The sequence below is a fragment of the Rhizobium sp. ZK1 genome, assembly GCF_047782645.1.
Classification (GTDB): Bacteria; Pseudomonadota; Alphaproteobacteria; order Rhizobiales; family Rhizobiaceae; genus Rhizobium.
This window is the reverse complement of the sequence record NZ_CP180586.1, coordinates 237,545-257,404: the sequence shown is the minus strand read 5'-3', so window position 1 is coordinate 257,404 and position 19,860 is coordinate 237,545. Positions and strand designations below refer to the sequence as shown.

The following is a 19,860-nucleotide window of genomic DNA, read 5'->3' as shown; positions in this document are numbered from 1 at the left end:
AGGCGCAGATTGGGCGATCAGCTTGCCGGCGACGGCCAGGTCACGGCATCGAATGCGGCCTGCGCTGCGCCGGCGTCATTGGCCGCTTCGATCGCAGCTTTTCCGCCGAGGCGGGCCGCCTCGATCGCAGCGCCGATCAGCAGCCACTGCGCATAGGCGCCGGCGACGATCTGGGCAACGCCTTCGATAGTGTCGGCAGTAATGCCGACTTCGGCCGATAGCAGCGGGAAGTCGCCTGCGCCGGACGCAAGGAAGGCCTTCGCCTCGGCCGCCTTCGCCTGATAGGTCATCGCCTGCCCGGCGCCTTGGGTGATGTACTTGAGGCGTTCGGCCTCGGCCGCAAAGTCCAGCCGTGCGCGCAGTTGCGCCTTGACCTCGGCGAGAACAGGCTCCTGCGGCTCCGGCTCGGCTGGCTTCTCTGGCTGCTTGACCGCGAACCCGCCGTCGATCGAGATTGTCAGGCCGTTGATTATGCCGTCGATCGCGGCGGCATATTGCTGCTCGTTGATTTCGATGGCGCCGGGAAAGGCATCCTGGGCGACGCGTCCATTTGCTGCAAAGGGCATTAGGCAATCCTCATGTAGGCTTTGACGCCGACGTTTTTCATGCGGGTTTCAGCTGCAGTGCGCGGCGTGCCATTAGTCCCATCTGAAATCGGTACGCCCGTATTGCCTGTTGCGCCCTCTTGTCGAGGTGAAACGTTATAAATGCTACCTGCCGATGAGCCTATGCCAGCAACGTGAACGTGACCCTGCATCGCATCGTCCTGTTTCGTTCCAGGAGACGTCGACGGCCTGACGATGCGGCCTTCCGTGTTCAGCAGATCGATGGTTCGCCCATTGATCGGGGATGCACCGAAGGTCACAACTGCTGTGGCGAGGACGAGCGGCGCGGCACCCGAGATGCTTTCGCTCGTCAGCTTGCCATTGTTGAAGCCGCCGACACCCGTCAGGCCTGCGGTCAGCTCGATCCAGACTGTGTCAGCGGTAGACGATGGCGGTATATCGACGCCGGCCTTGCTTGTGTCGACGATGTAAAGTTCGCCGATGCCTTTCGATCGCCACTTCATGACCTGCAGATAGGAGGGATCGGCGAGCGCGGCCGCAATCGCAGCCGCAATTCCGTCATCGTTGGTGCCGTCGCCATAGGTGATTTCACCAGTGGCAGTATCGAGCGTCTTGAAGAGGTGATCGACAGTGCCGTCGAAATCGTACCACTTCAGCTTTCCGGCTTCCGCCGTCGAAATCCAGGTCGTTCCGGCAACGGCATAAGAAGGCCGCCCCGTTCCCGAATGGGCGCTTAGTGCGGCTTTGAAATTGTCGTCGATGCGCCCAGCCATGACTGGCGGTGAAACCGGGCCGACGAGAGGGACACTGAAGATTGTCGCCTGTGTCATTGAACGTATCCGTATCCCTTAGCAACATAGTCGAACGTCCGCTCAACCGGAGCGCCCGACGCGTTCTTGAAGATGATGGTGAAGCCGGCATTGGTCTTGCCGGTAATCTCGTAATAGTCGCCGGTCGCCATGTTCTGCGCGGCGATCGACACGCCGCTCAATTCGTAATAGGGCGGCGAGAAGCCAATCGAGCGGCCGGCAGTCGTCACGACCAAGTCGTTTTCGGCGATCACCCGATCCGGCATGTCGACCGTCACCGACAGCCCATGAACGACAGGCGTGACATCGAACTGATACGAGATCAGCCGGGCACGGAAACGATAGGCGCGCGCCGAGACGTCAGCCGTGACGAGCTGCGCCCAATCGGTCCAGACCGGCGAACCGGTTGGATCGTCCGTCGTCGAGGACACCTCGACACGCACGTTCCATAGGGCATCCGACGCCAGGCCAAAATAATCCGGAACATCGAACCAGTCGGCACGATTGAACAGATCGAGGCTCGCGACCTCCCCAACGGCGGAAATGCTTGCGCTGACGCGCGAGGTGTAGACTTCACCGAGATCGATGATATCGGCGAAGTCGTAGACGCCCTCGCTCAGGAAGCCGCCGAGAGACAGGAAATAATCCTCGACAGAAAACCAGTCGACAAGCGCGAACAGGTCGGTTGCCGTGTCGAGCCGCAGCTCGCCGGCGACCTCGATAACCCCGTCTTTGCTGCCGGCGAAAGTCGGCGCCTCATCGAGCGCCTCGATGGCGTTGAACGCGGTCAGCGGATTGACCGAGCTGACGATCAGCGCGGCGTTGATCGACATCAGTCCCGCAAAACTCACTGCCTTGATGAGGTATGTCCCGACCATGGCAGGAACCTGCGCCTGCGAACCGAGGACACGCTCACGGAGCTGCGACGCGGCCTGCCAGGTCACGCCGCTAAGCGCCGGCGAGAACCGGATCTCGAAGTGTGAAACCGCCTGATCGGTCTGCGCGGCCCACTGCAGCATCGCGACATCGCCACTGATGGCAACGCGGAAATCGCTGACATCGGCGGGATTGGACGCAAAGATCGCACAGACGAACGAGCCCGTCGCAAAGCCGGAAAGATCGCCGTTGGCGAAGATCGCCCTGACACGCACGTCATAGACGCCGGCCGCAAGATCGACAAGCTTGGCGGCCGGCGCACTGACGCTTGGCGCTGTAATCCAGACATCATCGCCAGACCGGCGAAACTGCACGATGTAGGAGGCGGCGGCGCCAATCACCGGCGCCTGCCAGACGAGGTCGATTTCCGAGGTCGCCGGATTGGTTGTCCATATCGTCTCCGAATAGGTGAGGCCCGTTGGCGCGGACGCGCGATAGTCCGGTATCGGCGCAATGCCGGTCTGGAACGGCGGTATCGTTCCCTTGTCGGCCTGCATGATACCGGGCGCGTCGTCGACCAGCTCCAGCCGCGCGGAAAGATCCTGCCGCGCCATGATGCTCTTGACGCGCAGCACCACGCTTTCGAACCCGTTCTCGCCAAAAAGGGCAAGATCACCAGGAGAGGGCGGCACGCCCGTATCAGCGAAGGTGAACGACGTGAATTCGCCATCAATGCCAGCGATCTGGCGAACGATCGAGGAACCGTCGGCGGCACGAAACCGCATCGAGTATGTCTTTCCCGCCTGCATCGTCATCGTGTCGTCGAGCACGACGCCGGCAGGCGAAGCGATGACCGATTTCACGCGCGCCGCACCGGCACCCCAGAGCACGACATCATGGTTGACGCGCACGCGATCGCCGCGCGTGCAGACAAGGTGTTCAAAATCGGTATCGAGCGTATAGGTCTCGCGCTGCAGGCGCAGCTGCGCGATATGGTATCGCCCGTGTTTCCAGATCAGGTCCGGGTCCGTGACACCGGGAAAATCAATCCCTTCGAACTTGGTGGCATTGCTCACCGTATAGCCATCGTCATAGACGACGCGCTCGTCGTTGAGGTAGCCGTTCTTGCCGTTAATGAATTTGACCCGCCAGCCATGCGGCAGATCCGCATAGGCCCGCACCGATGAGAAGTTCTTCGAGTTGCGCGGCGTGAAATGCTGGACGATCGGCGAGTCTGCGATATCCCAGACAACACCCCATCGCCCGTCGCGGAACGATACGGCGCCACGGCCGGCCGCGGCGATCTGCGTCAGCCGATCATAGACCGACACCTGCTCGCTTGCGACGAAGTCGAACGTGAAACCGTTCGCCGCGCAGTAAGCGTGCCAATCCTGCAGGCTCGCAAGGTCGATCATGGCATCGGCAACCGGGCGAGCATTGGCGTTGCCCTGCAGCACCTGCCGGAAGTGGTCGGCCGGATTACGCGTGACCTGACCCGGAACCCACGATGTGCCATTCCAGGCTCGTATTTTTGGGCTGGCGATGCAATTCAGCGTATTGACCGTGCCGTTCAACTGGCCGGTGGCGCGGATGCGCATGGCGATCAGCGTCAGCGGCTTCGGGAAGCTGATAACCGGCTCGTTGCGGCGGCCGCGAACGGCCGTCCAGTACACGGTTTCGGACACGGTATCCTTGCCACCGCTATCGTCAGGCGATGACTTGCTGAGACGGACGTCGTATTTGCCGCGAGCGACGGACACAGCCAGCGTGCGGCGAACGGCCTGCGGCGAATTCGACGTCAGGTCGATCGTGCCCATATTCACCCAGGCAGAGCCGGATGAGAGTTTGTATTGCACCGCCACGGTAACCGTGTAATTGACGCGCGAGCCGTCCTTCGCCTTCACCCGGTAGACGCCATTCGGCGCGCTGACATCCACCGAGATGACATCGACATTGTCGGCCGTCGTGCGCTGCACCCAGCCGGTCGGGCCATCGAGAAGGACGGAAACATCCTCCTGATAGACAGGCTTGGTGTAGAGGGTGACGGGCGTGACCGTATGGTCGGCGATGATCTCGTATTTGACGTCATCGAACTTGTTGATCGCGGTTTCGCCGATCTTCAGGTCGGAGATGCTGATCGGGCCATAGCCGACGACGAAGAGCATGCAGAGATACTGGTCGTCACCGACAAGCTCGGTATAGGCGCCGGCCGCATAGGGCGGCGAGATCCGGTGAACACCTGATATCTCCGGTATCGCACCATATTGCGCCGCCTGGTTCTGCGCGCCGCCGATCGAATAGAGCGGCTTCGTGTCCGGCAGGGAATCCGGCTTGGCGACCGGAAACAGCGCATTGATCAGCAGCGAGCCGACAATCGATATACCGGCACCAATGAGACCGGTGGCAACGGCGAAAGCGGTGGTTCCAGGCAAAAGACCAAACACTGTCGCCGCCAGCCATGGGGCGACAACCGCGGCAAAAAGCGCCACGACGAGGCCGGCGATCGCGCGCAGCGCTCCCTTGCCAGGCACCCTGACGATAACCACCGAGACGCCAGGCTTGACGCGCACACGCGCCCAATTGTGCTGCTCGATCACATGGCCGTTGATACTGACATGCAGGCGCACGGGCTCAATCCCGCAGCAGCCGATGATCTCGTCGATCGAGAGGCCGGCCGGTACCTGAATGTGATCGCGCTGCTGGCGGAGCGGCGATCGACGCAGATAGACATCGACGCGCTCGCCGGGAGCGATGATCTGGGCATCCGCATTGCGGACTGTCAGCATGGGAGATACCTGAAAAAGCCGACGATGCGATTGCGCCAGCGCATATCGCTCATCAGTTCGATCTGTGAGGGGTGCGGCCCCTCGGAATGAAGCATGCGCCCGCCACCGATGAACACGCCGACATGGCTTTCATCGCGCCCGACGCGCATCAGCACGCAATCACCAGGCTCCGGCGCATCAACCTCGGTCCAGTGGTTGCCTCGCTCGGCAATGATCAACTGCGAGATCTCGCGCCGGTGAAACTCCAGTTCCCGCATTTCGGCGGAATAGGACGGGATCTGCCGGCCGAGAACATCCCGGTAATAGAGGTAGAGGATACCCCAGCAATCCGCGCCGTCGTAATCCCGGCCGTGCGGCTGATAGGGAACGCCAATGAACCGCTCCATCAGAACAGCCCCGGAAAACTTCCGGGCGTGAATTGCCCGGCCGGATGCGGTTCATTGATGAGGCCATCGGCAACGACATTCGTCGAGATATACTTTTCCTCGATTGTCGCGTCTGACATCTGCAGCACCGGCATGGTGATCTCGACAACATCGGGATCGGATGCCAGGACGATTTCCAGCTTGACGCTGGGTGGCGTCGTAAAGGAACGCAGGATCGGAACAAGCGTCCGGTCGATGCTGTCCATCGTCAACGCAACCTTCGGCGCGCTGTCGCTCACATCATCTGCGAGGGTGAATTCGAACGGCAGAAAGATATACTGCTCACCCCTGCTTTCCGTCCCATAGAGCAACGGATCATCGGAAAGCCGAGTGGTCGGATCGCTTGAGATGAAGATCGGCTCGTCGAGGCTTTCATGCGTCACGGTCAACAGGCAGATCGGAACCTCGTCCGTCTCCTGGGCGTAGACCGCACTGCGGAAGCGGTTGCTGACATTACGGCTCACGGCAACACCTCCAGCACGATCTGGATGCGCCAGTCCGCGCCGACAGACGCCTCCTTGATCGGCTGCGTCATCCGCGCCAGCAGCGGCGAGCCGCCATGCGGATCAGGGAAGGTGAAGGCCTTCGCACGGTCGGCAATGTCGTTTTCGATGAAATCGATCAGCACCTGAAACTGCGCGCTCGACATGATCATCGACCCGGACAGCGGTTTAACGGCCGCCGTCGTGCGCCGGCGAACCTTGGCTGGACCGATGGAGACGCTGGAGGCAATCAGGTTGTCGGCGCCCTGCGCGTCATAGCCATCGCGCAGGAAAACCTGCGGCAGGGTGGCGGGCCATACGGGAACGGTCATCGGCGCGCCAACGATTCAGAGAGGCCGAACTGCGACTTCACCGCGCGCCGCGAGCGAGATCCGGGCGTGCTCATATTGTTGGCGACTGCCTCGTCGATGATGATATCGAACTGAGGTCCGTCGTTCGTGTCGCGCCGCTCTGTCCGCACGTTCGATCCGTTGTTGTTGATGATGTTCGGCTTGAAAATGACGGTCGTCGGCGATCCCCCGCCGACACCAGAAAGCATGGCTTCCGTCCTGTGGTTCGGGATGACCTGAGAGCCGCGCGGCAGGTTGACCAGCTCGCGACCGCCTTCGCCGACGACTGCAAGACCCCCAGGCGCATAGTCCGTGCCGCTGGCATAGAGCCCGATCCCGCCGCCCGCCCATGCGCCGGCAAACTGGGCTGACGAGCCAAGCACCGAGGTACCGAAGGCGTTCAGGCCGCCGCCGAAGAGGCCACCGAATAGCTTGCTGAACAGGCCGCCACCGCCAGATGACGGTGCTGCGGGAAACGCGTTTGCAAGCTTCTGCCCAAACGTCCCGACACCGCTGCCAAACTGATTGAGGCCCTGCGCCGCAGATCCGACCGCTGGCGTGAGGTTCCCGAGGCCGCCGCCAAGGGAAGTTACACCCTTCGTCGCCAGATCCGCCGACGTTCCCAGCTTGTTGACAGCCTCGACGGCCGCATTGGTGCCTCTGCCGCCGATACCGTCCCAATTGCCGACACCGGCCTTGGCAGCGCCATACCACGAGCCCCAGCCGTTCTGCGAAGCATACCGGAGAGACCAGTCTGTTGCGGCCGGCCCATTCGCCGCGAGCGCCGGATCCAGGCCTGTCTGACGCATGAACAGATTGCCAAGGCCGCCGCCCTTGTAGAGCTGGAAAGGCCCGAACGATTGCTCTTGAATGCCATTTTTGACATAGCCCGACTGCAGGTTCCAGCTGCTGAGACCACCTTCAGACCGGGCAACTTTCAAGGCGATATTCGGATCGACACCGTATAGCGGCGCACGCGCGCTGATGAAGGATGCGACATCACCGAGCGGCGCGCTGGTTACCGGAGTAACCGGTGCCCTTCCAATATTGTCATTCGCGCCGAGAAGCTTGCTCAGTGTCGTATTGGCCGTGAAATTGTCATTCGCAGCCAGCGAGCCGACGCCAATCTTCGACAGCAGGCCGCCGCCCGAGACACCCCCAAGCAGCGAGTTGACCAGCTGATCGATCCAGCGCTCGCTCATCTTGTTCACGGCATTGGTGAGCGCATTGATGACAGCGTCGCCGAGCGCCTTGCCGAAACTGTCACCCTGCGTCAGGCCGTCACGGAAATCGGTGAAGAAGCCCTTCACGCCTGCGCGCAGTTCCTCGATCCGCATGTTGTCGCGCATGATCTGCGCTTCCTGCGAATTGAGATCGACGGGCAGGCCAGAACCACGAAGGCGGGATGCTATTTCCTGATCGCCAGAGGATCGAAAGAGCTGCTCGCGCTCGAATCGCAGATCGGCATTCAGACGAACCTTGGCCGCCTCAGTCGCCGCCCTGCCATAGGCTTCGGCAAGTTTTTCGATCTCCGCCCGCTGTGCCGCCGTGACAGTGCGCCCCTTGTCCTGCGCCTGTTGCAGAAGGTCCAACTGCAGGCGCATCTTTTCGGCGGCAATACCGGTCTCGCCGGCAACCTTCGCCTCGAGCTGCATTTGCTCGATACGGTCGTTCGCGCTCTTCACCAGGTCGCGATAGGCCTCAGCGCTTGATTTCTGCGTCTTGGCATCGCCTGGCAGGCCTTCAAGCTCGACATTCGGCCGCTGTGTCGGCACAGGAACGCCGACGCGAACGCCGTCGCCGTTGGTGATCGTCGGGTTCTGGTTATCCAGCCGCTGCTGTGCCGCACGCTGCGCAGCAAGCACCCTGCGGCGGGATTCCTCGTCGAGAATGCCGTTGACGACAGGAATTGCAGCCATGGCGCGGCGCGCCGCCTCATCGGCCGGCGAAAGCGCAGCCTTGCCGACCTCCTGCAATTCCTTGAGAGCCTTGGTCAGCTCATTGATCCCACTGACCTGGCCGGATGCGGACGGCCCCACCAAGCCAAGCCCTTCGCGCAGTTTCTGCAGGGCGATATCGGTCAGGCTGAGATTTGCCCGAAGCTCCTTCACCTTGTCGGTGAGTTCATTGTTCGCCAGGACATCACGCGTCTTTTCCAGACCCGTGACGCTATCCGGCACCTGGACGAAACGGCCGATACGCGGATCGGAGAAGCCCTGCCGCTCCAGATCCATGTTCGTCGTCACCTGCTGGGCAATAGCGCTCTTGAGCCGCAGGCCCGTGATTTCCAGTTCGGACTGCGCGACGGCGCGAGCTGCCTCCTGTCGCTTCAGCTCCAACTCAAGAAGCGCGCGCTTGGCCTCATACTCTTTCTGAGTGCCGGCGACGATCGCAGCTGAGGCGACATCATGCGTGCGCGCGGTGGTGTTGAGCGCCTTGGCATATTCGCTCTGGAGCTTCTGCAATTCGGTGAGCTGCGACTCGACAGCGCTCATGGGCTGCGCCTGCGCCGCAAGCGCCTTCGTCATGTCGTCGACGGCAAGCTTTGCCTCGACGGTGTTGGCTGCGAAGATCTTGTAAGCACCATAGGCGACAACGCCGGCCGCCGCGAACGGCGCGACATACCTCACCAGACCGGCAAGGATAGCCTGAAAATCCCGCAAGGCAGCGTTGACGCCACCGGCGCCACTATAGAGACCGACGATCTGCGAGCCCTGCTGCGCAAGAACCGTTGTCACCGGCATGCCGCCGTAAAGCGAAACGCCGATGTCCTGTAGCTGGAAACCGAGGTTCTGGCGGCGGTACTGCGCCTCATTGTCGTTGGCGGCGCCACTCACATTGACCTTGGTCTGCTGTTCAAGGCGAGCATTCGCCAACTGAACAGCCTTTGCCAGATCCGTCTGCCCGCGCTCGGCGATTCTCGCAGCATCAGCCATGAGGCCGTATTTGCGATAGACGCCGTCGAGGATGGCGGATGCTTCCGTCATCTGGATCTTGCCGGTCTCGACACCGCGCGTCAGCTGGTTGATCGCCTGGTTGAAGCGCTGCGCATTGGCGTAGCCGTCGATATACTGCCGGGAGAGCTTCGACAGCACATTTCCGGAATTGCTGATCTTCTGCTCGTTTTCGGTGAAGGAATCACCGAGGCCCTTGCCGGCCTGCCTCAAGCGATCATTGGCATTGGAGACTTCCTGCGCGCCGGCAGTATACTTGCTCGCATCCATCTCTGCCGAGACGCGCAGCGTACGGACTTCAACGTTAGCCAAGACAATGCCTCGTGAAAGGGTGGCGCAGCCCTATTGCTGCGCCGCTTTTTTCTTGCGCTCGGCTTCGGCCGCCTCGGAGCGCTCGCGCTGGATCTTCAGCCATTCGCCGTCGATCGCATTCATGAAGACATGGAACCGCTTCAGCCGATCGCCTGAAATGTCGTGGTCGCGAGCATACTGGCTTAGCGCCGTGTAGTAGATCGGCCCTTCACCGCCCATCGCCCCGTAGAAGCGATCATATTGCAGCGCGTCGAAGGCCTCGAAGTACATCGCATGCCAGGCCTGCGGGTCGAAATCGTCAGAGACGGTCGGCTGGCGTGGCCTCAGCCATTCCTTGTCCGGTTCCTGCTCGAACAGCTCGGCAAGCCATTCGAGCATCTCAGGTGGCGCCTTCGGCCCGCTTATGCGGCTGCGGAAGGCTTTGCGGAGTTTTTTGCTTCGTCCTCGATGAACTCGACATTCACTTCGGAGAGCTTGGCTGCGCACCACTCGACGGCGGCGACGATGTTCCGGTATTCCGGATCGGAGAGGATCTCCATGGCCGTCGCAGGCGAATATTCGAGATCGAGGCCGCTCCAGTCATGGAGGATATGCGTCGCGTAGAGCTTGCCAAGCTCGACCTTCAGATCGAGCTTCGGCGGGGCTTCCTCGCCAACCTTCGGCTTCGGCTGGTTGGCCTGCCGGGCGACCCGCATCAGGAGGTCGTCGCGCGCCGTCTGAAACGCCGGCAGATGCAAAGACGACACGTTGAACTGCACACCGCCGCCCCAGTCCGGGAAAGGTACCCAATCGCCTTCTGCCTCGCGCTTCAGGTCCGCGCGCAGGGAGGCAATCTTCACAACACTCATTCGGGTCTCCATGGATCGGGGTTTCGGGGAAGGTGAGCGGTGGACAGCCCCGATATTGCCCACCGCTCGTTACGCCAGCGCGGAAGGGGCGCAGGCGATCTGCTTATGCCGCGTCGCGTGTGATCACGATCGAGGCGCCGGCCGTCTGGTCGAAGTAGCCCTGATAGGGGACATCGATCATGACCGCCTGGCCGTTGCCCGCGACCGTGGGGCCGCCGTCAAGGAATTTCGTCTTCGGAAGCTCGATGACGTAGGAATTGCCCAGCGCATCGGCGAGCGTCGTCGAGATGGCGACATCGTCATGATCGAGGATCGCCTGATAGGCGTCGATCGTCTCGAAATATGTGGTCAGCGAACCGGTCACCTCGAAGCGGCCGAGGCCATGGCTGTAGGGCTCGTACGCGCCGAGAATGTCGTTCTGATAGACGTTGTTGGCGATGTTCATGGTCATCGCCTGCACCTTCGGCGCATTGGCAAGACCAGTAAACGAAAGCGCCGAGACGTTCAGGCCGGCATTGAAGACGGGTGTTGTCGTCGCCGGTGTATAGGTGGCGCCGGCAATGATCGCATTCGTCGGGTCCGGCGAACGGATACCCCTGATGCCCCAGTTTGCCTGCACCGACTGGCGGGCGCGCAGCGTGAGCGCCAGAGTATCCCAGCGGCAGGCCTGGTAACGGATGTAGCTGTCCGTCGCGCCCTGCTCGTAGAAGAATTCAAGCGTCGCCGCCTGCTGCACCACGCCGTTCTTGAGGACGTCGGCATTCCACGTCGAGCAGAGCAGCCGCTGCAGCCACGTGTCGAACGTGCCGAACGACAGGAACGTGTTGATCGGACCCTGCACGGAGCGGCCGACATCGACGATCGAGGCGACGTTGCGGTCGGCGCGGATCTCGTTCGGCGTATCCGTCTGCTTGCTGATGCGAACTTCTGAGTTCACATAGCGCATGATCTGGAAAACAGGATTGGCAGGCGTCGTGCCGATGGTCGCTTCCGAGACATCGGCCAGCCGTACCTGACTGCCGTCAGCTACCGTCATTTTAAAGGCTCCATCCAAGGGATTGCCCACGTCACAGACGTTGGCGGGCGCGCTTGCCTAAGGCGCGGATAAGGCAACCGGCAGAGCCGGAATTCGTGACGCCGACTTAAGCAGTGCGGCGATCTGGAGCCGGCCCCCTTTTCCAAGGTCCGCGCTCAAATGTGTTTCTGTGCCGGAAATGATCCGCACGCCGGACGTCGATTTCTTCCTCAAAGGAAGAACCAGCCCTTGTGCAGGAACGCCATTCTGCATCCGGAGGGCTATAGTCGTCGGAGCGACCGTAATTTGATCTATCGAACATTGAGGCTCCTATGACCCGGTGATGTCTCGGCGACGCCACCGGATGATGGCCGCGATCGAAAAGTAGTTCGGAAAATCCTGCCCTGGATCACCTGCGCCGATCGACATTTGCGGCATGAACAGCTCGCCGATCGGCTGTTCGCGAAACAGGTTCAACAGCTGGTCGGCGTATTGACGCGCCAGCGCACTCCCTTTCCCCGACGGGGTCATTACATGCATCCATGTGACGCCCTCTTCGAGGAACATATTGCTGCCTGCGGCGCCGAAACTCTCCTGATCGTAGCTGTCGCCGAAGATCTCGACATAGACGAAAGCTGGCGTGTTATTTTCCAGCAGTTCCTGCGCGAACTCGTTTTCAAATATGACAGGCGTCGCGGTCCAGTCGGCAAGCCGAGTATGGAACGCATCGAACGTGGCAAAGCTGGACATCAGGCCGCCTGGTTGATGATGATTGACGGATAGGTGATCGACTGACCGGCCTGCCGGTCTTTGCGGCGACCCTGTGAGCCCCTCAGAACATACGGCATCCCGGCATGAACGCCCGAACGCACATCGAGCCACCGCGTTTCGAAGACGAAGGCGCCCGCCGAGTTCCGGCCGCCGCCTGCGCCGAATGCACTGGCGACCGCGCGCTTAGCTGCATCAAACACCTGGTTGCGCTTCCTATTTCCGATCACGCCAGCCTCTACCTTGCGGATGTACGGCTGAAAGTTCGTGATGATGACCTCGGCGTCAGGATCGATGGTGTCGAAGTCGGTGACCGGCTTCTGATTTGCCAGGACGATGAACGACTCCCGGAACCTTCCGCTCTTCACCGGCGACCGCATGCGCAGCTCGTTCAGCGCGAACTTGATCACCGCATCCCAGAGCGCAAACTCATAGACAATCGGCCCCGGCAGCTCGACGGCCTCTTCTTTCAGCCCCGGCCGCCCATTGACGTACCTGTTGTAAGTCGGAGAGGCACGCCCGGAAGCGATCACTTCTGCAACGCTCCGCTTGGCAAAGCTCGCCAGCGCCGTCTTGATCGCCGCCGGCTCAAGATCCTGCGTCGCAAGCTTCAGCTCGCGATCGAAGATGTCGAAGGACGATGCCATCAGCCCGCCACCACGAGATTGCAGCGAATCCACTGCCCATGAAGGAAGATCGGGTCGGACATCTTCACCTGGCGTTCTCGACCCTTAATCACCATGAAATCCGTTACTTTTGGCAACCGCGGATCAACCGCCACAGAGGGTTGACCGCCTCCAGGCCAACCCGCCGCAAGGATCTGCGTCGGCGAAATGATGACCTCCAGGTCGAGCTGCGTGATCGTCCCGACGATCTTTTCCGCCTTCACGCCACGCACCAAGGCGCGACACGTCACTTCCGCATCAGGACCGCCGCTAACCCTGCGACGCAGGAGAATATCTTCCCCGTGCTTCAGCAACTGGTCGTCGAGCTGCACGATGGCGTGTTCGGGCGTCATGCGTAAATCCGCAAGCCAGAGAGCAACCGATCCGAAGCCTGCCGGATGATATTTCCAGCCTGCTCTGAAACTGTGTATTCCGTCCGGCCGACGCCCTCGACCTCTTCGGCGCGAAGGAATAGGTCATCTTTGCCAAGTGAGCGAAGATGCTGAACGGAGAGTATGATTGCCTGCCTCACCTGAGCAGGAACCTTTCCAGTTCCGCCCTCATCAACCGCGTTTTCATCGTATCCTGCTCGATACCTGATTACGATCGGGTCCGGACGCGAGGCGAGCGATGGCATGGAAAAGCCATCGAGTAGCCAAAAGAGGCCATTCGAAGACTGAAAGTCTCCATCTGCGAGAAGTTCTTCGGTGCCGCCTTGGGAAAAATAGCGGACTTCCTCAACCTCTATGAAGGGAGGGTACGGAAGACGTAATGGCGCACACGGCCAACAATCAAGCGCAACCTCAAGTGTCTGCTCTCCGAGGCAGCGGCCAAGCCATCCGTCCGGGCCGTCGAGTTCCCCCGTCACAGCAGCGATCATAGCCTCGACGAACGTGTCGCCGGCATCAACACCAGCAATGTCCTCAGGCAAAACAATCGGACTTGGGGGGATAACGACCCGAACGAGCATGGCAAGACCTCAGTCGACGAGGATATGGAACAGGCCGGTTTTGTTCGCCCCGCCCTGAGCGAGAACGATCTTCAGCTTGTCGACCACGCCAATCTTATCGAGAATGGCTGTCCCGCCGGCCGCATAAAGAGCTGCGACACCGGCCTGCGTATGCGTGGCTGCACGCGGATAGCGAACGGCAGATGCATTGACGTTGGACTCAGTCCAAACGTTTTCGCCGGTATCATTGGCAGTAATTGCGAAGTCGACGCCATCCGTATAGGCGTTCGCGCCATCCTTCACATATTGGATGCTATGGATCTTGCCGGCAATGCGTGGGCTGTAAGCCGTGGCGTTGCCGCTTCCGTCGGTCGTGACGGGAACCTTAAAACGTCGCATGTTCATCTCCATTGGCGGCCCACAGCCGCGAGAGGGTTATTCGTCGATGCTCTTGCCGACGATCTTCGACCGCCGCTTCTCGAACCTCTTGTTGGTGATTGCTCCAGGCTCGCCCTCGGGCTCGTCGACTTCCTCTTCGTCAGGGGAGTCGGGGTTCGGAACATAGCCTTTCTTGACGAGCTGCTTGTATCGCTTCTCGTCAACGGTGATGGTTTCGCCCCGCTGCACGATCACGCCGTTAGGCGCCAGATGTGGCTTTAGGACAGTGGTCTCGATAGTCTTGGACATGGCCGAAAACTCCCGTGGGAAAGAAGGGCCGACACACGCCGGCCCTCAAGCACAGCTTAGAACGCGCCGTAGACGAAGCTCTGCGGACGGAAGACCGCCAGCGCGAGGCGCTCTTCAGCGCGGATCGTCACCATGTTCTTGACGAAGTTGTCGCCGTCTTCGGTTGATACCTGAACGTTCGCGTCTTCGCGGTCGAACACCTGCGCCGCCATGTTGAAGGCGCCCACCATGAAGTGTCCTGCCGGCATGGCGTTGGTGTCGACGACAGGCAAGCCCCACATGCGAGGCTGGAGATTGGTGCCTGGATTGCCGAAGATGTAACGGCCGTTCATATCCTTCAGTGTTTCGATATCAGCCCAGTCGTTCGGATTGAGCACAATTCCGGATGCTGCGTACTCGGCGATGCGAACCTGCAGGATAGCACGGCGCAAAATGTCGACCTGCTGGTCGTCGGCCTTGACGAGGTTGGTATCGAAGGCCGTCGCCTGAGGAATGAGACCCTCAAGGTTCTGGCCAGTGCCGTCGCCAGCAAGAAGCTGTACTTCCTCCTGATATTCCAGGCCATAGCGAGCGCGTCCATCGATATAGGACTGCAGGAGAGGGATATCCGCGAGAACCTGAACCGACGCCTTGAACCAGTGCGCGATGGTCCGAACCGGCGTATCGACAAGATCGAGCGACAGATCCGACTGCGGCTTCAGCGCGGCTTCAGCAACCGGCGCAGCCATATTCTGGAAGCCCGTTTCCTGAACGTATTGGATCAGGTTGGAACTCGTGCGGCCTTGCATAAGCAGGCTACGGATCGTCATGCGCCGGTTCGGAGGCGCGATAACTCCAGCGAGGCGATCCGGAGCGATGGCGTTTCCGACGCCACCAGTACCTGTCGGCGAGCTGGTAATGCTCGTAACCGCCGCGTTCATGGTGATGGACTTGAACGCCATGCGAGCCGTGCCGCGCTGGTCTGCGGCAAGTTTCTTGAATGCTTCACTGTCGGTGAAGCTTTCACCTGTCGACTTCAGCAGGTCAAAGTCACCGCCGGCACGGCGCGCCGCCTTCTGCTCCAGTTCGAGCAGCCGCGCATGCATGGCGGCGTTGCCTTCGACGATCTTTTCAATTGCGCTCTTGGTGTCGGCCGCGACACTGCCGGCCGCCTTGGCCTCGCTGTTCGCCTTTTCGACAAGCGCCTTAAGCTCTTCATCGCGAACCGTCAGCTTCGCGAGCAGATCCTGAAATTCTTTATCCATGGTGGAGTTTCCTATTTGCCCAGTCGGGAGAGGAATTGATCGAGAGATGCTTTTGCATCGGGTGACAGTGTCCGCGTCTCCGGCCCAGAATCACTCTGGAGCGCGCCCTTGCCGCGAGAGACGAATGCGGTCGCAAGTGCGTTGGGGAAGCCTGCCTCACGCAGGACATCCTCGATCTGTGAAAGCGGCGGCGTCTCGCCAGCGGCAAACATGCGCCGGGAATTTGCAGACGCGCCCATCTTGGGTGACGAGACACCTAGGCGCTGCAAAGTGTCCTGCATCGTACCGATCCGATCGGCCATGCCACGCTTCACCAGCTCTTGCGCGCCAAACATCCGGCCCTTGCCGAAGTTATCGCGAACCGTGGCCGCCGAAACGCGTCTGCCGGCCGCCACCGCATTGATGAATGCTTCCTCGGCGAGATTGACGCGCTGTTGGAGGTAGTCGCGCGCGTCGGTCGAAAGCGGACTGATATTTGCAGTCTCAGCCTTGTAAATCCCGTGCTGCGCTCGAATAAGCGTGGGTTTCACGCCCTCTTTTTCCAGCAGCCTCGAGATATCCTCGTGCACAGAATAGACGCCGATCGATCCCGCTTCACCGCCTGGTGTAACAACAATCTCGTCTGCCTGAGAGGCGAGGTAATACGATGCCGAGGCTGAAAGGCTGTCCACCTGAGCGATAATCGGCTTGACGCCCCTGGCGTTGCGGATCTCGGTGGCGAGCTCATCAACGCCGTACGTGCCGCCACCAGGGCTATCATGTGAAAACACGATTGCTTTCACACTCTCATCGGCCAAAGCCGCCCTGAAGAGCTGCGAGAGAGCCTCTGTCGAGGTTCCACCGCCACCGCTCACGTCCTGCATCATTGCCATGCGCTGCGAGATGACACCGTGCACAGGCAATATCGCGATGCCGGCCTGCGGTTCAGCGCGATCCGGATTACGGGAATCGCCTATCCTGGCCTGAACCTCGTCAGCGGTAAAAGATCCGCCGCGCGCCTTGAACATGAGAAAACTGGAGACGATCTCCAACTTCTCAGGTTGCATCGCCCATGGCTGGCCCGCGAAGGCCGCCAAAATACGAAGGTAGTGCATGAGAAGGCTCCTACTTATCGTCAGCAGGTTGAGGCTTGGGCTTGGGCTTCATGGTGCCAAAGCCATCCGGTGTCGGCGCCGCTGGAATCTTGCCTAGCATTTCGAGCGGAACGAGGTTCGATTGCACTGTCAGGATGTCGCCGCCTGGCAGTGGCGGATCGTTTTCCTTCTTGCGCAGCTCGTTTCGCGTCTTGAGACCGTTCTGCGCTTGGACGGACATGATTGCGGCACGGCCGGCACTGTCAGCACGCAGCAGGGCATCAACGTTGTGCTCGACGTACGCCTTCGTTCTTTGCTCAGGCGTCATAAGCTGCTTTTCGATGGCCTGCTCGACCCGCTGAAGCTCGGGGCCAAGGTATAGCGTCAACCATGCAAGGTTGATCTGTTCAACACCCGTTCCCCACATCGTTTGGCCTTGGGCGGCGTGACCGATCAGGATAGGAAAAGTGCCGAACCATCTGCATATTTCCTCAACGTGAAAGCCGCGCGTCTGAAGCAATTGCGCGTCTTCCGGGTTCATGTTCAGCGCCTTGAAGCTGAATCCGGGAGGCAAAGGCATAACCTTTCCCGTCCGCTTAGAGCCGGAAAACTTGTCAAACAGCGAAACCAGCTGCTCACGCTGTTCCTGCGTAGTTTTCGCGCCTGGCTGATCTTCAGCGAAGCCAGAAATATGAAGTCCCTCGCCAAAGGTTCGGCCTGCGACTTCATCAGCGGCAAGAGCTGTCCCCAAAGTCTGCCGGCCATACTCAATGGGCGAAAGCCCCATCATCCCGCCCGCACCAAAGCCGCGCAGATGAAATACCTTGTCTTCACCCCAGTCCGACTGCACCCCGGTCTTCTGGTTGGTGTAGCGATATCGCCTTGCTCCGTCATATGAGCGATAGACCGTCGTGCAATCCGGGTCCATCGGATCGAGCGCAATCAGCGTATCTCCGCTAAAGACCTTTTCAGCATAGGCATTGCCACGAAGGTTCAGACACGCGTAGATGCCCTCCCAGAATTCCATTGCCGTCTGGTCGGCGTTTGGTGTGTCATGGAGCAGCGGGTAGAGGACATGAGAGGTGTCAACCTCCCCTGTCTTCTTCGAATGCACCTTCAACGGCAAAGAACTCATCGTTCTCGCGTTGAGCCTGATGCAGGCCCAAGCCGTTGCCAGCTGCAGAACCGCGTCAGGAGAGGTAGCCTTTCCTGACCATGTTCCCGTGTCCGTATGCCAGCTCGCGGGCTCGGTGAGCTTCACTTTCCTTCGGCCAAATATCCCGTCGAAGATCGTCATGCAGACATCACCGGTTTCTTGAGGTATTCGCCCATGTCGGGCACATAGACGTCGTCGGCGAGGGTCAGACCAACCGCCATTACGCCGGCGACAATGCCGTCGATTTTCTCGGCGCTCTTTTTCTTGGTCGGAGCATAGTTCAGATTGTCGTCGAACTTTACGGCCACGTTGCCCGCCATCCAGCGCAGGATGGGATGGCCGCCGTGATCGAGCTTTCCAGAGACTACCAGGCGCTCGAAGAGCTTCGTGGGCTCGCCGAGGGTGGGGATGCCTTGTCTCATTTTCAGGAAACGTTCTTCGTCAACGCCGTCTTTCACCATGTCGGTGTAGAGCTTAGTCGCATTCCACGGATCGTACCCGATGAGCGCCACATCGAACTTAGACACAGCATCTTCGAGCGCATGTTGAACGAAGCTTTGGTCGACGTAGTCGCCAGGCGTAACTTCCAGCGCCTCGTCTTTGACCCATCGGTCGTAAGAGACCCGATCCTGCTTCGAGCGCCGCGCAACGGTGTCCTCAGGAACCCAAAAGCGAGCCGTTATAATCCAGCGATCACACGTTTCGTCTGGCGGAAAGGCCAGCACCAGGGCGGTCAAGTCATCGCTCGACGACACATCGAGCGCGGCGAAGCATTTTCTGCCTTTGAGGCCTTCTCCGTCTCGCCACTGACGCCAGATCTTCTTGTCAGCGGCGCAGGCATCCCATTTCTTTAGGTTCAACCAACGGACAACCGCATCAATCCACTGATTGGCGTGGTAGCAACGGAAATGCGCCTCTGCCCGAGGGTTATCTTTCGCTATTGCGGCTTCGCGCCTCAGAAACTGTACCGTGGGCGAGATACCGAGAGACGGGTTCGCCTTCAGCCAGTTTGCTTCATCTGCCCAATCATCGTCAGGATCGAGGGCGAAGATAACGACGAGGGTGGTAGGATCGTCGATGCGACCTTCAAGTATCGAAACGCTCTCTTCCCAGAGATCCCATCCTGTCCGGTTCGACTTCACACCCGCAGTCGATGCGTAGAGCTCGATCGGTTCTAGGCGCGTACCCGTGCCCTGGCGCAGGAAGTTCGCCACGTCCGGCGTTTCCCACTCGTGCATCTCGTCGCCGGCAATGACGGTAGGCGATTTGCCGTGTTTGCCCTCAGGCTTACCTGATAGAAGCTCAAAGAGCGCCCGGATTTTCGGGATATAAATCGACTTCTTGAACACCTGCGTATCGCCGAGCTGCGGCGACATGCTGATCATGGCCTTCATCTTGTTGAAGATGATCTTGGCCTGATCCTCGTTCTTCGCAAAGACGAAACCCTGTCCGCCAATCACGCCGTCGAGAATGAAGAACAGCAGCGCAAGAGCCGCCAAGAACTCCGATTTTCCGTTCTTTCGCGGTATCCATAGCATGAGGCGGCGGAAGATCCGCACATGCTCGTACTTAGTCTCCCCGGTCTGCTCGTCTATGATATCGATCGGAGCTTTCCAACCAACCAGAAGACGAACGATGCATTGCTGCCAGGAGGCAAGTTTGAATGGCTTTCCAGCGAAGCGGTCGTCGGTTAAGCGGAAGACCTGCGGGAAAAGCTGAACCGCCTTCTCCGCCTTGGCCTCGTCAAACCATGCGCCGGGAACACGAGAACAGCGATCCCACGCAGTTCCTACCCATTCCCAGCCTTTCGCGACCGCCTCTTTGACCCATTCCGGCTTAGGCCAAAGGAGCGCACCGGCGGCCGCCTGAATTGCGCCGGCGGAAACACTTTCCAT

Annotated in this window: 20 protein-coding genes; all 20 read right to left on the bottom strand. The window is 60.2% G+C overall.

Going from position 1 to position 19,860, the window contains the following annotated elements:
- Positions 1-17: 17 nt before the first annotated feature.
- Positions 18-566, bottom strand: coding sequence for a hypothetical protein (locus ACK9YZ_RS01370; protein ID WP_416065426.1), 549 nt, complete (start codon positions 564-566; stop codon positions 18-20).
- Entirely contained in the window at positions 566-1,396 is an 831-nt protein-coding gene (locus tag ACK9YZ_RS01365; protein ID WP_416065425.1) for a hypothetical protein, read from the bottom strand. Before ACK9YZ_RS01365 ends, ACK9YZ_RS01370 begins: the two co-directional genes overlap by 1 nt.
- Positions 1,393-5,037 (bottom strand): host specificity factor TipJ family phage tail protein, encoded by a 3,645-nt coding sequence (locus ACK9YZ_RS01360; RefSeq protein WP_416065424.1) that lies wholly within the window; start codon positions 5,035-5,037, stop codon positions 1,393-1,395. The genes ACK9YZ_RS01365 and ACK9YZ_RS01360 overlap by 4 nt, the downstream gene beginning before the upstream one ends.
- A complete protein-coding gene (locus ACK9YZ_RS01355; RefSeq protein WP_416065423.1) occupies positions 5,031-5,423 on the bottom strand; it encodes a C40 family peptidase in 393 nt (130 codons plus the stop codon). The genes ACK9YZ_RS01360 and ACK9YZ_RS01355 overlap by 7 nt, the downstream gene beginning before the upstream one ends.
- A complete protein-coding gene (locus tag ACK9YZ_RS01350) occupies positions 5,423-5,926 on the bottom strand; it encodes a DUF1833 family protein (protein WP_416065422.1) in 504 nt (167 codons plus the stop codon). Before ACK9YZ_RS01350 ends, ACK9YZ_RS01355 begins: the two co-directional genes overlap by 1 nt.
- On the bottom strand, positions 5,923-6,276 hold the full coding sequence (locus tag ACK9YZ_RS01345) for a hypothetical protein (RefSeq protein WP_416065421.1): 354 nt from the start codon (positions 6,274-6,276) through the stop codon (positions 5,923-5,925). The genes ACK9YZ_RS01350 and ACK9YZ_RS01345 overlap by 4 nt, the downstream gene beginning before the upstream one ends.
- Entirely contained in the window at positions 6,273-9,560 is a 3,288-nt protein-coding gene (locus ACK9YZ_RS01340; RefSeq protein WP_416065420.1) for a phage tail length tape measure family protein, read from the bottom strand. The genes ACK9YZ_RS01345 and ACK9YZ_RS01340 overlap by 4 nt, the downstream gene beginning before the upstream one ends.
- A 30-nt stretch (positions 9,561-9,590) precedes the next feature.
- Positions 9,591-9,938: a hypothetical protein gene (locus tag ACK9YZ_RS01335; RefSeq protein ID WP_416065419.1), complete on the bottom strand. Its 348-nt coding sequence runs from the start codon at positions 9,936-9,938 to the stop codon at positions 9,591-9,593.
- A 23-nt stretch (positions 9,939-9,961) separates the two neighbouring features.
- Complete coding sequence (locus ACK9YZ_RS01330) at positions 9,962-10,408, bottom strand: hypothetical protein (protein WP_416065418.1); 447 nt, start codon at positions 10,406-10,408, stop codon at positions 9,962-9,964.
- A 103-nt stretch (positions 10,409-10,511) separates the two neighbouring features.
- A complete protein-coding gene (locus ACK9YZ_RS01325; protein WP_416065417.1) occupies positions 10,512-11,444 on the bottom strand; it encodes a phage tail tube protein in 933 nt (310 codons plus the stop codon).
- Between the two features lie 309 nt (positions 11,445-11,753).
- Positions 11,754-12,173: a hypothetical protein gene (locus tag ACK9YZ_RS01320; protein WP_416065416.1), complete on the bottom strand. Its 420-nt coding sequence runs from the start codon at positions 12,171-12,173 to the stop codon at positions 11,754-11,756.
- On the bottom strand, positions 12,173-12,871 hold the full coding sequence (locus ACK9YZ_RS01315; protein ID WP_416065415.1) for a hypothetical protein: 699 nt from the start codon (positions 12,869-12,871) through the stop codon (positions 12,173-12,175). The genes ACK9YZ_RS01320 and ACK9YZ_RS01315 overlap by 1 nt, the downstream gene beginning before the upstream one ends.
- Complete coding sequence (locus ACK9YZ_RS01310) at positions 12,838-13,209, bottom strand: hypothetical protein (protein WP_416065414.1); 372 nt, start codon at positions 13,207-13,209, stop codon at positions 12,838-12,840. Before ACK9YZ_RS01310 ends, ACK9YZ_RS01315 begins: the two co-directional genes overlap by 34 nt.
- A complete protein-coding gene (locus tag ACK9YZ_RS01305) occupies positions 13,206-13,826 on the bottom strand; it encodes a hypothetical protein (RefSeq protein ID WP_416065413.1) in 621 nt (206 codons plus the stop codon). Before ACK9YZ_RS01305 ends, ACK9YZ_RS01310 begins: the two co-directional genes overlap by 4 nt.
- Before the next feature lie 9 nt (positions 13,827-13,835).
- Complete coding sequence (locus ACK9YZ_RS01300) at positions 13,836-14,204, bottom strand: hypothetical protein (protein WP_416065412.1); 369 nt, start codon at positions 14,202-14,204, stop codon at positions 13,836-13,838.
- Positions 14,205-14,240: 36 nt separating this feature from the next.
- Complete coding sequence (locus ACK9YZ_RS01295) at positions 14,241-14,492, bottom strand: hypothetical protein (protein WP_416065411.1); 252 nt, start codon at positions 14,490-14,492, stop codon at positions 14,241-14,243.
- 56 nt (positions 14,493-14,548) lie between these two features.
- Entirely contained in the window at positions 14,549-15,736 is a 1,188-nt protein-coding gene (locus tag ACK9YZ_RS01290) for a phage major capsid protein (protein WP_416065410.1), read from the bottom strand.
- An 11-nt stretch (positions 15,737-15,747) separates the two neighbouring features.
- Positions 15,748-16,830 carry a S49 family peptidase gene (locus ACK9YZ_RS01285; RefSeq protein ID WP_416065409.1) on the bottom strand — a complete coding sequence of 361 codons (1,083 nt, stop codon included), beginning with the start codon at positions 16,828-16,830 and terminating at the stop codon, positions 15,748-15,750.
- Between the two features lie 10 nt (positions 16,831-16,840).
- On the bottom strand, positions 16,841-18,106 hold the full coding sequence (locus ACK9YZ_RS01280; RefSeq protein WP_416065408.1) for a phage portal protein: 1,266 nt from the start codon (positions 18,104-18,106) through the stop codon (positions 16,841-16,843).
- Positions 18,103-19,860 (bottom strand): terminase large subunit, encoded by a 1,758-nt coding sequence (locus ACK9YZ_RS01275; RefSeq protein WP_416065407.1) that lies wholly within the window; start codon positions 19,858-19,860, stop codon positions 18,103-18,105. Before ACK9YZ_RS01275 ends, ACK9YZ_RS01280 begins: the two co-directional genes overlap by 4 nt.